15 protein-coding genes are annotated in these 13,263 nt (G+C 30.4%); 8 read left to right on the top strand and 7 right to left on the bottom strand.

Annotated elements, in window-relative coordinates; translation table 11 throughout:
• Positions 1 to 224: 224 nt before the first annotated feature.
• The 8 genes from AC34EU_RS03450 to nadD are packed head-to-tail and all read left to right on the top strand — an operon-like array spanning position 225 to position 7,376.
• The gene (locus tag AC34EU_RS03450; RefSeq protein ID WP_489696062.1) at positions 225 to 1,193 is read left to right on the top strand and encodes a sugar phosphate isomerase/epimerase family protein; all 969 of its coding nucleotides are present in this window, start codon (positions 225 to 227) and stop codon (positions 1,191 to 1,193) included.
• A 21-nt stretch (positions 1,194 to 1,214) separates the two neighbouring features.
• Positions 1,215 to 2,420: a nucleoside permease gene (locus AC34EU_RS03445; RefSeq protein ID WP_487533335.1), complete on the top strand. Its 1,206-nt coding sequence runs from the start codon at positions 1,215 to 1,217 to the stop codon at positions 2,418 to 2,420.
• Positions 2,413 to 3,543, top strand: a complete 1,131-nt coding sequence (locus AC34EU_RS03440; protein ID WP_487533336.1) for a Gfo/Idh/MocA family protein — start codon at positions 2,413 to 2,415, stop codon at positions 3,541 to 3,543. Before AC34EU_RS03445 ends, AC34EU_RS03440 begins: the two co-directional genes overlap by 8 nt.
• Positions 3,544 to 3,555: 12 nt before the next feature.
• The gene (locus AC34EU_RS03435; RefSeq protein ID WP_487533337.1) at positions 3,556 to 4,608 is read left to right on the top strand and encodes a sugar phosphate isomerase/epimerase family protein; all 1,053 of its coding nucleotides are present in this window, start codon (positions 3,556 to 3,558) and stop codon (positions 4,606 to 4,608) included.
• A gap of 1 nt (position 4,609) precedes the next feature.
• The gene (locus tag AC34EU_RS03430; RefSeq protein WP_487533338.1) at positions 4,610 to 5,362 is read left to right on the top strand and encodes a 3-keto-disaccharide hydrolase; all 753 of its coding nucleotides are present in this window, start codon (positions 4,610 to 4,612) and stop codon (positions 5,360 to 5,362) included.
• Positions 5,363 to 5,365: 3 nt separating this feature from the next.
• Positions 5,366 to 6,223, top strand: a complete 858-nt coding sequence (locus AC34EU_RS03425) for a YicC/YloC family endoribonuclease (protein ID WP_489696061.1) — start codon at positions 5,366 to 5,368, stop codon at positions 6,221 to 6,223.
• Between the two features lie 14 nt (positions 6,224 to 6,237).
• A complete protein-coding gene (gmk, locus tag AC34EU_RS03420; protein ID WP_487533420.1) occupies positions 6,238 to 6,795 on the top strand; it encodes a guanylate kinase in 558 nt (185 codons plus the stop codon).
• Positions 6,792 to 7,376, top strand: a complete 585-nt coding sequence (gene nadD / locus AC34EU_RS03415) for a nicotinate (nicotinamide) nucleotide adenylyltransferase (protein ID WP_489666563.1) — start codon at positions 6,792 to 6,794, stop codon at positions 7,374 to 7,376. The genes gmk and nadD overlap by 4 nt, the downstream gene beginning before the upstream one ends.
• Here nadD and AC34EU_RS03410 read toward each other — a convergent pair.
• The 7 genes from AC34EU_RS03410 to sufC are packed head-to-tail and all read right to left on the bottom strand — an operon-like array spanning position 7,373 to position 13,254.
• Entirely contained in the window at positions 7,373 to 8,662 is a 1,290-nt protein-coding gene (locus AC34EU_RS03410) for a glycosyltransferase family protein (protein WP_487533341.1), read from the bottom strand. The genes nadD and AC34EU_RS03410 overlap by 4 nt on opposite strands.
• 32 nt (positions 8,663 to 8,694) lie before the next feature.
• Entirely contained in the window at positions 8,695 to 9,204 is a 510-nt protein-coding gene (locus tag AC34EU_RS03405) for a DUF2480 family protein (protein WP_487533343.1), read from the bottom strand.
• A gap of 4 nt (positions 9,205 to 9,208) precedes the next feature.
• Positions 9,209 to 9,532, bottom strand: coding sequence for an iron-sulfur cluster assembly protein (locus AC34EU_RS03400; protein ID WP_487533345.1), 324 nt, complete (start codon positions 9,530 to 9,532; stop codon positions 9,209 to 9,211).
• A 1-nt stretch (position 9,533) separates the two neighbouring features.
• Complete coding sequence (locus AC34EU_RS03395) at positions 9,534 to 9,959, bottom strand: SufE family protein (protein ID WP_487533346.1); 426 nt, start codon at positions 9,957 to 9,959, stop codon at positions 9,534 to 9,536.
• Positions 9,960 to 9,974: 15 nt separating this feature from the next.
• Positions 9,975 to 11,189 carry an aminotransferase class V-fold PLP-dependent enzyme gene (locus AC34EU_RS03390; protein ID WP_487533347.1) on the bottom strand — a complete coding sequence of 405 codons (1,215 nt, stop codon included), beginning with the start codon at positions 11,187 to 11,189 and terminating at the stop codon, positions 9,975 to 9,977.
• On the bottom strand, positions 11,189 to 12,505 hold the full coding sequence (sufD, locus tag AC34EU_RS03385) for a Fe-S cluster assembly protein SufD (RefSeq protein ID WP_487533348.1): 1,317 nt from the start codon (positions 12,503 to 12,505) through the stop codon (positions 11,189 to 11,191). The genes AC34EU_RS03390 and sufD overlap by 1 nt, the downstream gene beginning before the upstream one ends.
• Positions 12,505 to 13,254, bottom strand: a complete 750-nt coding sequence (gene sufC / locus AC34EU_RS03380; RefSeq protein WP_487533349.1) for a Fe-S cluster assembly ATPase SufC — start codon at positions 13,252 to 13,254, stop codon at positions 12,505 to 12,507. Before sufC ends, sufD begins: the two co-directional genes overlap by 1 nt.
• Positions 13,255 to 13,263: the final 9 nt, after the last annotated feature.

The following is a 13,263-nucleotide window of genomic DNA, read 5'->3' as shown; positions in this document are numbered from 1 at the left end:
TTTTAATCATTAATTAATGTTTTATTACTCTTAGTTGGTGTTTTTTATTTCGCTTTACTGAAATAAAAGATGAATTTACAAATTATTATCAATTTTTTTTTTTTTTAATGTTTCTTTCTAAATAATAATTTTGATAAGTGAAATTTCAATATTATTAAGTTTTTTTAATATGAGTATATTTATCTACTTTTAGAAAAGTACAACCAACCTTAACATTCAAATAAATGAATCGTAAAAAATTTTTATCCAACATTACTTTTGCAGGAATAGGGATTAGTTCTCTAGGAATAACCGCTTGCAATAACCAAGCTAAAAAAAGGATTGTTTCTTCAGCTGCTAAAAATCCTTTTTTTAAAATATCACTTGCACAGTGGTCCATTAATAGAATGATTAAAAATGGGGATATTTCTCCGTACAAGTTTGCTGAATTAGCGAAAAAATGGGGTTTTGAAGGAATAGAATATGTTAATACTTTGTATGAAGATGTTATGAATAGCTCCAATAAAAGTTCAGCCCTAAAAAACTTTATAATTAAAAATAATCAGCTTGCAAATCAATATGACATAAAAAACTTATTGATTATGATAGATGAAGAAGGAGATTTATCTTCAGGGGATAAAAATACTCGATTATTAGCTATAGAAAATCATAAACCATGGGTTGAGGTAGCAAGTGAAATGGGGTGTCATTCTATAAGGGTAAATTTACATGGTAGTATTAATAAAGTTGAATCATGGAAAGCTTCATCAAAATACAGCTTAAGTATTCTATCAGATTATGCCTCAAATTATAACATTAATATAATTGTGGAAAATCATGGGGGTTATTCTTCTGATGCAGATCTTTTGATTGGTGTTATAAATGATGTCAATAAAATCAATTGTGGAACACTACCAGACTTTGGTAATTTTTGCATTTCAAAAAAATGGGGGGCTGCTAACGATGAATGTGATAAAGAATATGATAGGTATTTAGGCGTTAAAAAGCTTATGTCAAAAGCTTTTGCAGTTAGTGCCAAATCATATGACTTTAACCTAGAAGGAAATGAAAAAACTATAGATTATGATAAAATGTTAAATATTGTCAAAGAGGCTAACTATTCAGGCTATATTGGAGTGGAATATGAAGGGTCTATATTGACTGAGGAAGCTGGAACTATTGCCACTAGAGACCTTTTATTAAAGCATAATTAAAAATAATAAATCTTAATCACTATGAATAAAATTAAATTTCAATTATCATTTATGATGTTTCTTGAGTTTTTTATTTGGGGAGGATGGTTTGTAACAATGGGAACATTTCTTTCTCAATCATTTAATGCAAGCGGATCTCAACTAGCTCAAGCCTATGAAACTCAATCTATTGGAGCAATAATAGCTCCGTTTATAATTGGTTTAATAGCCGATCGTTATTTTTCAGCACAAAAAATTCTTGGATTCCTACATATACTGGGTGCAGTGATTCTTTATTTAGCAGGTACATCCGATGACTTTTTATCATTCTACCCATTTGTGTTAATCTATATGATTCTTTACATGCCAACACTAGCATTAGTAAATTCTGTTGCATTTCGTCAAATGAAAGATCCTTCTAAAGAGTTTCCTCCTATTCGAGTTTTTGGAACTGTTGGTTGGATTGTTGCAGGCTTAATAATCGGATACCTGGGGTGGGAATCTCAAAAATTATTAGCAAATACATTTTACGTAACTGCATCGGCATCAGCAATTCTTGGAGTATTTAGTTTCAGTCTTCCAGATACTCCTCCTACAGCAGACAAAGGGGATTATAGTATTAGTAAAATCTTAGGGCTTGACGCTTTATCTCTTTTAAAAGACACTAGATATCTAATATTTTTTGTATCATCAATATTAATTTGTATTCCATTAGCGTTTTATTATCAACATGCAAATCAGTTTTTAAATGAACTTGGAATGCCAAAAGCTGCAGCAGTAATGACATTGGGGCAAGTATCTGAGGCTCTATTTATACTGTTACTTCCAATATTTTTGAAACGTTATGGTATTAAAACAACATTGATTGTTGGAATGCTTGCATGGGTTATTAGATATATTCTTTTTGCATATGGAGATATTGGTGAAAATGCATGGATGTTAATTTTTGGGGTAATACTTCATGGAATTTGTTATGATTTCTTTTTTGTTTCTGGACAAATATACACTGATCATAAGGCAGGTAACCAGTTTAAAAGCTCTGCTCAAGGACTCATCACCCTTGCCACATACGGCTTGGGCATGTTAGTTGGGTTTAGATTAGCTGGATACATTACAGATCAATATACAAATGCTTCAGGTCATGACTGGACACAGATTTGGATTATACCCTCTGGATTTGCTCTTTTTGTTCTAGTCTTTTTTATGTTGACTTTTAAAAATGAAAAAATTAAATTAAAAGATGAGTAAAATTCGTTTAGGTATTTTGGGTGGAGGTGGCGACTCTCTAATTGGAGTAGTTCATCGTATTGCCTCTCAAATGTTTGATAAATATCAAATTATTGGTGGGGTTTTTAACCCTAATTGGAAGGAAAATTATGATTTTGCAAAAAAAATTGATTTGCCAACAGACAGAGTTTATAAAGATTTTGAAAACTTAATAGCTGAAGAGTTAAAATTACCGGAGAATAAAAGAATGCAAGTGATATCAATCTTGACTCCAAATTTTTTACATTATCCAATGGCAAAAAAATTAATTGAAAGTGGTTTCAATGTCATATGTGAAAAACCTTTAACCACAAGCTATCAAGAAGCTATAGAATTAGAGTCACTAAAAAATGAGAAGAAATGTGTATTTGCAGTTACTTATACCTACACAGGATACCCAATGGTTAGGCAAATGAAACAAATGATTTCAGATGGTGTTCTTGGAAGAATTCAAAAGGTTGATCTTCAATACTATCAAGGTTGGATCAATCCAATCATTCATGATAGCGAAAAAAGAACTAACACTTGGAGATTAAACCCAGAAAAATCTGGCATAAGTTGTTGCATCGGAGATATTGGGACTCACGCTTTTGACATGTTAGAGTATGTTACCGATCTTAAAGTGTCTAAATTACTTTCTGACCTAAATTATATGTATGATGACAATCCGATGGATGTTGATGGTACAATATTAGTTAGGATGGATAATGGAAGTAAAGGAGTGATAAGAACAAGCCAGATTGCTACAGGTGAAGAAAATAATTTTGCAGTAGCAATTTATGGGGAGAAAGGGTCTTTAAAATGGGAACAAGAAAATCCTAATTACTTAAATTATCTTACAGAAAATAAACCATTTCAAATTCTCAAAAGAGGAAATGTATACAATTCTGATTTTGCAGAAGATGGAGTGAAAATACCTTCGGGTCATCCTGAAGGCATTTTTGATGCAATGGGGAATATTTATAAAGGAGTTGCAAAGGCAATTAATAAAGAAAAATCATTTTCTGGAGAATATCCTGAATTATCTGATGGAGTAAGGGGAATGTTATTTATTGAAAAAGCAATAACTTCAAATAATAACGGAAATATCTGGGTAGAACTTTAAAAATTGAAAACATTGAAAACAATAAAAGGACCTGCTATATTTTTAGCACAATTTGTAGATAAAAAAGCTCCATTTAATTCTCTAGATGGAATGTGTAAATGGGCAGCAGATCTAGGTTATAAAGGAATTCAAATTCCAACTTGGGAGTCTTTCCTCATAGATATTGATAGAGCTGCTGAGAGTCAAACTTATTGCGATGAATTAAAGGGTAAAATTAATAGCTATGGTCTAGAAATAACCGAACTTTCGACTCACCTTCAGGGCCAACTGGTTGCAGTTCATCATTCTTATGACTTAATGTTTGATAATTTTGCTCCTGAAAAGTATAAAAACAATCCAAAAGCCAGAACAGAATGGGCTATTTCTACTGTAAAAAAAGCTGCAACAGCAAGCAGAAGACTTGGTTTGAAAACACATGCCACATTTTCAGGCGCACTCTTATGGCATACGTGGCATCCATGGCCTCAAAGACCTAGTGGATTAGTAGAAATGGGCTTTTCAGAACTAGCAAGACGATGGCTTCCAATATTAAATCACTTTGATGAAGAAGGAGTTGATGTTTGCTATGAGATTCACCCAGGAGAAGATCTTCACGATGGGGTTACTTTTGAGCGATTTTTAAAAGCTACTAATAATCATAAACGAGTAAATATATTATACGATCCAAGTCATTTTGTTCTTCAACAACTTAATTACGTTGAATATATTGATCATTATCACGAATTCATTAAATCTTTTCATGTAAAAGATTCTGAGTTTAGACCTAATGGTAAAAAAGGAGTTTTTGGAGGTTATAGTGATTGGATCGATAGAGCAGGAAGATACCGTTCACCTGGTGATGGGCAAATTGATTTTAAACAAATTTTTAGTAAATTAACAGAATATGGCTGTGATTTGTGGGCTGTTATGGAGTGGGAATGTTGTATCAAAAGTCCTGAACAAGGAGCTAAAGAAGGAGCTAAATTTATTGAGCAACACATAATTGAAGCAACCAATAAAACATTTGATGACTTTGCTGGGGGAGAAATTGATGAAAATCATTTAAAAAAAATTTTAAACTTATAAAATGAAAAATATAATACTATTAATGGGGGCTTTTATTTTATCCTGTCAGGATGTGCCCAAAAAAAATACAACTGAATTAACTTCTTCAAAGACAGAAAAAATGGATAATTCAAAGTTAACAAATTGGACTAGTCTATTTGACGGTAAGACATTTAATGGATGGCACCAATTTAACAAGTCAGAGATGAGTCCTGCTTGGTCTATTGAGGATGGAGCTTTGGTTTTTACTCCAAATGAAAAGTATGGTGGAGGTCATAACATTGTTACTGATGGTGTATATACAAATTTTGTGTTGTCTTTAGAATGGAAGATTTCAAAGGGTGGAAATAGTGGAATTTTTTATGGAGTAAAAGAAGATTCAAAATATAGTGAAGCATACCAAACTGGCCCTGAAATTCAAGTACTAGATAATGAAAGACATCCAGATGCTAAAGCTAATCCTAAATATCATCAAGCAGGTGCCCTTTATGATTTAGTTCAACCAAGTGAGGACGTTTGTAACCCTGCTGAAAGCTGGAACCTAGTCGTTCTAAAGATCAATCATGTTTCAAACAAGGGCAGTGTAAGTCTAAATGGAACTGAAATTGCTATTTTTCCAGTTAATGGAAAACCATGGGAGGAATTAGTTAGTGGATCTAAATTTGATAATGAATCTTTTGCTGACTTTGGTAAATTTAAAACAGGAAGTATAGGTCTTCAAGACCATGGTGATGTTGTATCTTACCGTGAGATCAAAATACGTGAGATAGAGTAAAATATGATAAAGTCTATGACAGGTTTTGGAAAAGGTGAATCCTCTTTCGAAAGCAAAATAATTGTAGTAGAAATCAGAACTTTAAATAGTAAAAATCTTGATATAAATTCTAGGATATCATATAACTATAAAGAATTAGAATCTGAATTCAGAAAAGAAATAGCTAATTCACTTAAAAGAGGTAAGGTTGATATTTCAATTTATGAAAAATCGGTTGGTGAAGAATCTCCTTCAAAAATTAACAAAGAAGTAGTTAAAAGTTATGTTGCTCAATTAAAAAAACTATCGAAAAATAGTAAAATAGATTTTTTATCTATAGCTATGAGATTACCTGATACAATGAAAACTGAAAAAGAAGATGTAAGTGATAATGAAAAAACTGAAGTATTATCATTGTTCAAAAATACATTGAAAAAGGTCATCGATTTTAGAAGTCAAGAAGGAAGAATTATTTTTTATGATTTTAACAATCGACTAGCTCTAATTGAGGATGATCTCAAGGCAATTTCAAAAATTGATCAAAATCGAGTTCTTTTAGTAAAAGAAAAATTAAAAAATTCTTTAGGGGAGCTTAAAATAAATATTGATGAAAATAGATTCGAACAAGAATTAATTTATTACTTAGAAAAATATGATATTACTGAGGAAAAAGTACGTCTAAATAATCATATTAATTATTTTAGAGAAACTTTGAGCTCCAAAGAATCAAATGGAAAAAAACTTGGATTTGTTTTGCAGGAAATGGGTCGCGAAATTAATACAATAGGGTCAAAAGCAAATGATTTTAAACTTCAGAAAATAGTTGTTCAAATGAAAGATGAATTAGAAAAAATAAAAGAGCAACTTTTAAACTTGTTATAGTGAAAACTAGAAAAATGATTGTTTTTTCTGCTCCTTCAGGCTCTGGAAAAACTACTCTTGTGAAACATTTATTAAATATTTTTCCTGATTTAGAGTTTTCAATTTCTGCAACTACTAGACGTCCCAGGGGTAAAGAAATCAGCGGAAATGATTATCATTTTTTAAAAAATAAATCTTTTATAGATGCAATAAAAAATAAATCTTTTATTGAGTATGAAGAGGTTTATCCCGGAACCTATTACGGAACCCTCAAGTCTGAATTAGAAAAAATATGGAAGAAAAACAAAATAGTTGTTTTTGATATTGATGTTGTTGGCGGTTTAAACATAAAAAAACAATTCTTTGAAAACACTTTATCAATTTTCATAAAACCTCCAAACATTAAGACTCTTGAAGGTCGTCTAATTAATAGACAAACTGATAATTTAGAGAAAATTAGAATTCGAATATCAAAAGCTAAAAAAGAAATAGCTTTGTCTGATAAGTTTGATTTCACCGTAGTTAATGACAATTTAGAAATTGCTAAAGTAGAAATTGAAAAAATTGTCAGTGACTTTATATATAATAAATGATAAAAAAAGGACTCTTTTTTGGTTCATTTGACCCAATTCATAATGGGCATTTAGAAATAGTTAAATTTTTTTTAAATAAAAAAATATTAAGTGACGTAATCTTTGTGATAACTCCCCAAAATCCTTTTAAATCTGAAATTAAATATCAGGATTTTGAGAAAAGATATGAGGCAGTTGAAATAGCAACTATAAGTAATCCGAAAATTAAAATATCTGATATTGAATCAAGGCTTCCAACTCCAAATTACACTTGTGATACACTAAAGTTTTTAAGAAATGAAAGTCCAGAAATAGAATATGTTTTTTTAATGGGTAGTGATCTATTAAAGGATTTTGATAAATGGAAAAACTTTGAGGATATTTTAAAACACCACAGTTTATATATTTATCCTAGAATTAATAAAAATTCTATTCCTGAAAAGTTTAAAATAAATGAAAAAATAAAATTCTTTGAGGCTCCGCTTATGAAAATGTCAAGTTCTCTTATTCGCGAAAAATATAAAAATGGAGAATCTGTTAAGGATCTAGTTCCATTAGTTGTTTTAGAATTTATTAAAAAGAATAACTTGTATACTATTTAAAGGTTATCAATTATTTTGACTAATTTTTTTGTATTCTCTTCCCTGGAAAAAGGTAAAACTGAATCAAACTCACCTTTAATTTTTTTTCCATTTAACCAATTGTCATAATTGCTTTTCAAAAATGATGTGATTAACTTAATTTCAGTAGGTTTTACCGTTAAATTATAACTTTGTTTGGATAACAAATTTGCTGCTTCACTCTCTGTATCTCCAACCATTAAAATTGGATTTCCCGTAGCCATGTATTCAATTAATTTTCCTGAAATCATCGTAGATTTTTTATTTTGATCAAATAAAAAATTTAAAAGTATATTTCCTTGATGCATCAAATCAACTGCTATGGAGTGATCAACATAACCATAATACTTAATATTTAAAACTTGCTTAAATTCTTTTAAAATTTCATCAGAAATTGAACCCGCAAAGATTATTTTGAACTTAATTTCAGGGTAAAGCTTCTTAAAGTTAATCAATGAATTAATAATTGACTTATAAGGGTGGTTTTTTGTTAATAGTCCAGTAAAAACGATTTTAAAATTCTTATTAATTTTCTTATAATCTTTATTAAAAAGGTTCGTGTCAAAACCATTGTAAATTTTATAAAAATTTTGCTTTACTGATATTTTTGATTGCAACTCCATGTGAAAGTTTTCTGACGCAGTTGTTAAAATTGCATCTGCATTTGATAAAACTTTTTTTTCCAATAGAGAATCTTTTTTTTTGGCAAAAGGAAGTCGATAAAATGATTTGAGATAAAACATATCTGTCCATGGGTCTCTAAAATCAGCAATCCATTTTAAATTTAGTTTAGATTTTAAATGTAAACCTATCATATGGGTTGAGTGAGGGGGACCTGATGTAATAATTTTATCAATTTTGTTATCATTTATTATATGTAAAGCCTTTTTAATAGCTGGCTTAACCCAAGAAACTCTTGCATCTGGAATAAAAAAATTTCCTCTAATAAAACTTGCAAAATGATCTAAATTTTCTTTTTTTGAAAATTCACCTTGTGGAATTTTATTTCCATTTTTACCTTTTTTAAGTGAAGTGTAAATTTTAAGCCAATTATAAGCCTTTACATAATGAACTGAGATGCCGTCAGCCTCTTTTAATAATGATTTGTCTATAGAAGGGTACGAGGCTGATCCTAAATCAATAGTTAATACAATTGGAGAATAACCTAGTTTTTTTAAATATTTTGAAAAATACAACCACCTTTGAACTCCTGATCCTCCAGATGGTGGCCAGTAATATGTAATTATAAGTATTGGTTTAGACAACATAGGGTCTAATATAAAAAATATAAGTAAGGAATTTATTTATTTGACTTCCAAAGAGGCACAGATGAACAAGCTTCTCCATAAGATATTTTTTTGGCAACTCCTTGTAGTTTGTTAATCAAAAATCCATAGGCAGAATCTGGTATTGAAGGATCACTACATCCTTTAATTATAATTGATTTATTAATATATTTAGTGAAATCTAATTGATTAATAGCTGATTCAAAAAGTACTGTTTCCAACTGTTCCAAATCACCTATTACAATTTTTCTTGCATATGATTTGAGCGATGCTGCTATGAGTAGTTTAGACCATGAAGGAAGAATTGCTTCTGAACTACAGCCAACAGCAACAAATTGACTTGAATACTGTGTCCAGTCGTGATTCTTAACATAGTCTCTTATTTTGTTTTCTCGAAGAATGACCCCCTTATCTAAAATGTTTTTTAAATCAAAAAAACATCTAGTTCCTTCAAAACGTATTTTTTCAAGGTTAATAGTAATTAAGGGACTATTTGAAACTCGATTTACAATAGGCTTATCCATAACTTTATAGCATTCCTAGTTCTAATTTAGCTTCATCACTCATTAAATCTTTTGACCATGGAGGGTCAAAAGTTATTTCGACTGATGCGCTTTTAACTTCATCAATTGACATCACTTTTTCTTCTACTTCAACTGGAAGAGTTTCAGCAACAGGACAGTTTGGAGTTGTTAATGTCATTAAAATTTTAACTTCTAAATCTTCATTAACAAACACGTCATATATCAGTCCTAATTCATAAATATCAACAGGAATTTCAGGATCAAAAATAGTTTTGATGACTCGAACAATTTTTTCTCCTAACTCATTAACATCAATCTGTGTATCCATTTTAATTCAATTGTGTTTGATATGCAATTGCATACATTTTTAGTTGTTTAATCATAGACAAAAGTCCATTTGCTCTTGTAGGGGAAAGGTGCTCTTTTAAACCTATTTCATCTATAAAGCTTGTGTCTGCAGCTAAAATATCTGAAGGATGTTGTTCAGAAAAAACTCTCAAAAGTAAAGCAATAATTCCCTTAGTAATAATGGCATCGCTATCAGCTGTATATATAATTTTATCTTTTTTTAATTCTGCATAAACCCAGACTTTGCTTTGGCAACCTTTAATGATATTATTATCTGTTTTATTTTTTTTATCAATAATTGGTAATGATTTGCCAAGTTCAATCATATATTCATAACGTTGCATCCAATCCTCAAATAGTCTAAACTCATCTATAATTTCTTTTTGTATGCTAGTTATTGATTTCATGATTAAATTTACTAATTAAATTAACATCATTTTTGCTCGTTTTATTGCTTTAACCATAATATCAATTTCATCTTTAGTATTGTAGAAAGAAAAAGAAGCTCTAATTGTTCCTGGTATTTGAAAATAGTCCATTATTGGCTGTGCACAGTGATGACCTGTTCTTACCGCTATTCCTAATTTATCTAGAATTGCACCTACATCATATGGATGAATTGATTTAATATTAAAAGACACTACTGCTGTTTTCTGGGTAGATTTTCCATAAATTTTTAGACCTTCTATTTTAAGAAGCTCAGAAGTGGCATATTCAAGAAGTGTTTTTTCATATTTAGCTATCAAATTATATCCGATTTTATTGAGATAGTTTATTGCTGTTCCCAAAGCTATTACTCCAGATATATTCGGTGTGCCAGCTTCAAACTTGTGAGGCAATTTAGCGTAGGTAGTTTTTTCAAAAGTAACTTCTTCTATCATTTCACCACCACCTTGATATGGCGGCAACATATTTAAAAGTATTTCTTTTCCGTAAAGCACTCCTACTCCTGTGGGTCCCATTAATTTATGACCTGAAACAACATAAAAATCAATATCTAATTCTTGTAAGTCAACTTTTATATGAGGAGCAGCTTGCGCACCATCGATCAAGACAACTGCATCATAAGAATGTGATATTGATAAAATTAATTCAATTGGATTAATGGTTCCTAAAGCATTTGAAACATGGGACACAACTACCAGCTGAGTTTTTTTATTACATATTTTTTCAAATTCTTCTATAATTAAAACCCCATTATTATCCATTGGAGCAACTTTTAAAATTGCTCCAGTTTTTTCACAAAGCATCTGCCAGGGAACAATATTAGAATGATGTTCCATTGCTGATAAAATAATTTCATCTCCTTTTTTTAGAATTTCTCCATATCCTGATGCAACTATATTTATGCTGTGGGTTGATCCTGATGTAAAAATAATTTCATGAGAATATTTAGCATTAAAGTTTGACTGAATAGTTCGTCTAGCTTTTTCATAAGCATCAGTAGCTTCTTGACTCAATTTATGAACCCCTCTATGAATATTCGAATTGTAGTTAGAGTAATAATTAGAAATTTCATCTATTACAACTTGAGGAGTTTGAGATGTTGCAGCATTATCAAAATAAACCAATTGATTTCCATTTATCTTTCTTTTTAAGATTGGAAAATCATTTCTTATTTTTTTAATATCTATCATTATAAATCAAAACCAAGGTTAACTCCTAACTTTTCAGCAATTTGTCCGTTTATCCTTTTTTTCAAAACATTAATCTTAACACTTTGTAAAATATTATTTGCAAAAGCATAAGTTAATAACGCTTTAGCTTCTTTTCTTGGAATACCTCTTGAACGAAGATAAAACAAGGTGTCTTCGTCTAGTTGCCCAATGGTGCATCCATGAGAGCACTTAACATCATCAGCAAAAATTTCAAGTTGTGGTTTAGAGTTTATAGTAGCTTTATTATCGATCAAAATATTATTACTTTGCTGAAAAGCATTTGTTTTTTGAGCAATTTTATCTACAAATATTTTTCCATTAAAAACTCCTTTGGATTCTTCAGAATAAATTCCTTTATAATCTTGATGACTATTACAATTTGGCTTAGAATGGTTAACTAATGTGTTATGGTCTACATGTTGTTTGCCTTTTAATATTGTTAATCCTTTGAGAGTTGACATTATATTTTCACCCTTATGAAAATAATTTAAATTATTTCTAATTAGTTTCCCTCCAAATGAAAAAGTATGGACACTAGCGTGACTGTTTTTTTCTTGAACTATATATGTGTTGTCAATTAAACTTGCTGAATCCAGATCATTTTGAATTTTATAATAGTCTACAAAAGAGTCTTTATGAGCATAGATTTCGGTAACAGTATTGGTCACCATATCATGTTCACAAATGCTTTGATGTCTTTCAATAATTTGAACCTGAGCATTTTCTTCAACAACTATAAGATTTCGAGGTTGAAGCCATAAAGCTTTTTGCTCTCCAGTAGAAAAATGAATAATTTCAATCGGTTTTTCTGAAACTTTACTTTTAGGAATATATACATAAGCACCTTCTTTGGCAAATGCTGTATTTAACGCAGTCAAACTTTCATCTTTAATCGCAGCTTTATTATAGTATTTCTCAATAATTGGTTTGTATTTAGGTTTACTAAGAGCCGCTGATAAAAGACATACGTCTAATCCGTCATGTGTTGTTTCTGAAAGAAACGGGCTGAATACACCATCAATAAAAACTACTTTATAAGTGTCAATATCATATAAAAAATATGGCTTTACAGTTTTAAGTTCAATCCCAGAGTCCGTTTTTGGAAATAAAGCATAATCTTTATTAACTATTGGAGCCAAGGAAGTGTATTTCCATGACTCGACTTTTTTTGTTGGAAAACCTTTTTCTTCAAAAATTCTCAAGGCTTTACTTCTAAAGTTTTGAATAGTTTCATTAACCTCTGATTGTTCTTCAAAAGCAAGATGTGAATCTAATAGTTTTTCCTTTAACTCCATTAACTTGATTCTTGTTTAACCCAATCATAACCCTTAGCTTCTAATTCGTGAGCTAAATCTTTTGTTCCTGATTTAACAATCTTACCATTGTGAAGAACATGAACAAAATCAGGAGCTATGTAATTCAAAAGTCTTTGGTAATGAGTAATTATAATTACTGCATTATTTTTATTCCTTAGTTTATTAACGCCATTAGCTACAATTTTAAGCGCATCTATATCTAAACCAGAGTCAGTCTCATCAAGTATGGATAATTTAGGCTCTAACATTGCCATTTGAAAAATTTCGTTTCGTTTTTTTTCTCCTCCGGAGAACCCTTCATTAAGGGAACGGGATAAAAACTTTGTGTCGATTTCAAGGAGTGCAGCTTTTTGTCTAATTTTTTTCAACATTTCACTAGCAGGCATATCCTCTAGACCTTGAGCTTTTCTGGAAGAGTTGATCGCTGTTTTAATAAAATTTGTAACACTGACTCCAGGTATTTCAACTGGATATTGGAAAGACATAAAAACCCCTTTATGAGCTCTTTCTTCAGCATCGAGTTCATTAATATCTTCACCATTTAAAAGGAGGTTTCCTTTGGTCATTTCGTATACTTCATTTCCAGCAATAACAGATGCCAAAGTGCTTTTTCCTGATCCGTTTGGACCCATAATTGCATGAATCTCCCCTGCTTTTACATCTAGGTCTACTCCTTTAAGAATTGATTTACCATCAACTGCTGCGTGAAGATTTTCTATAGTTAACATAATTATTTT

The organism is Candidatus Marivariicella framensis, from assembly GCF_982709265.1.
The sequence above is the reverse complement of the archived record's forward strand: the minus strand, read 5'-3'. Positions and strand labels throughout refer to the sequence as shown.

Coding starts and splice junctions, on each gene's coding strand:
- sufD (WP_487533348.1), bottom strand. CDS start 12,505: ATGGAGTTAAAGGAAAAACTATTAGATTCACATCTTGCTTTTGAAGAA.
- AC34EU_RS03430 (WP_487533338.1), top strand. CDS start 4,610: ATGAAAAATATAATACTATTAATGGGGGCTTTTATTTTATCCTGTCAG.
- AC34EU_RS03410 (WP_487533341.1), bottom strand. CDS start 8,662: ATGTTGTCTAAACCAATACTTATAATTACATATTACTGGCCACCATCT.
- AC34EU_RS03400 (WP_487533345.1), bottom strand. CDS start 9,532: ATGGATACACAGATTGATGTTAATGAGTTAGGAGAAAAAATTGTTCGA.
- AC34EU_RS03425 (WP_489696061.1), top strand. CDS start 5,366: ATGATAAAGTCTATGACAGGTTTTGGAAAAGGTGAATCCTCTTTCGAA.
- AC34EU_RS03390 (WP_487533347.1), bottom strand. CDS start 11,189: ATGATAGATATTAAAAAAATAAGAAATGATTTTCCAATCTTAAAAAGA.
- nadD (WP_489666563.1), top strand. CDS start 6,792: ATGATAAAAAAAGGACTCTTTTTTGGTTCATTTGACCCAATTCATAAT.
- sufC (WP_487533349.1), bottom strand. CDS start 13,254: ATGTTAACTATAGAAAATCTTCACGCAGCAGTTGATGGTAAATCAATT.
- AC34EU_RS03445 (WP_487533335.1), top strand. CDS start 1,215: ATGAATAAAATTAAATTTCAATTATCATTTATGATGTTTCTTGAGTTT.
- AC34EU_RS03440 (WP_487533336.1), top strand. CDS start 2,413: ATGAGTAAAATTCGTTTAGGTATTTTGGGTGGAGGTGGCGACTCTCTA.
- AC34EU_RS03395 (WP_487533346.1), bottom strand. CDS start 9,959: ATGAAATCAATAACTAGCATACAAAAAGAAATTATAGATGAGTTTAGA.
- AC34EU_RS03450 (WP_489696062.1), top strand. CDS start 225: ATGAATCGTAAAAAATTTTTATCCAACATTACTTTTGCAGGAATAGGG.
- AC34EU_RS03405 (WP_487533343.1), bottom strand. CDS start 9,204: ATGGATAAGCCTATTGTAAATCGAGTTTCAAATAGTCCCTTAATTACT.
- gmk (WP_487533420.1), top strand. CDS start 6,238: ATGATTGTTTTTTCTGCTCCTTCAGGCTCTGGAAAAACTACTCTTGTG.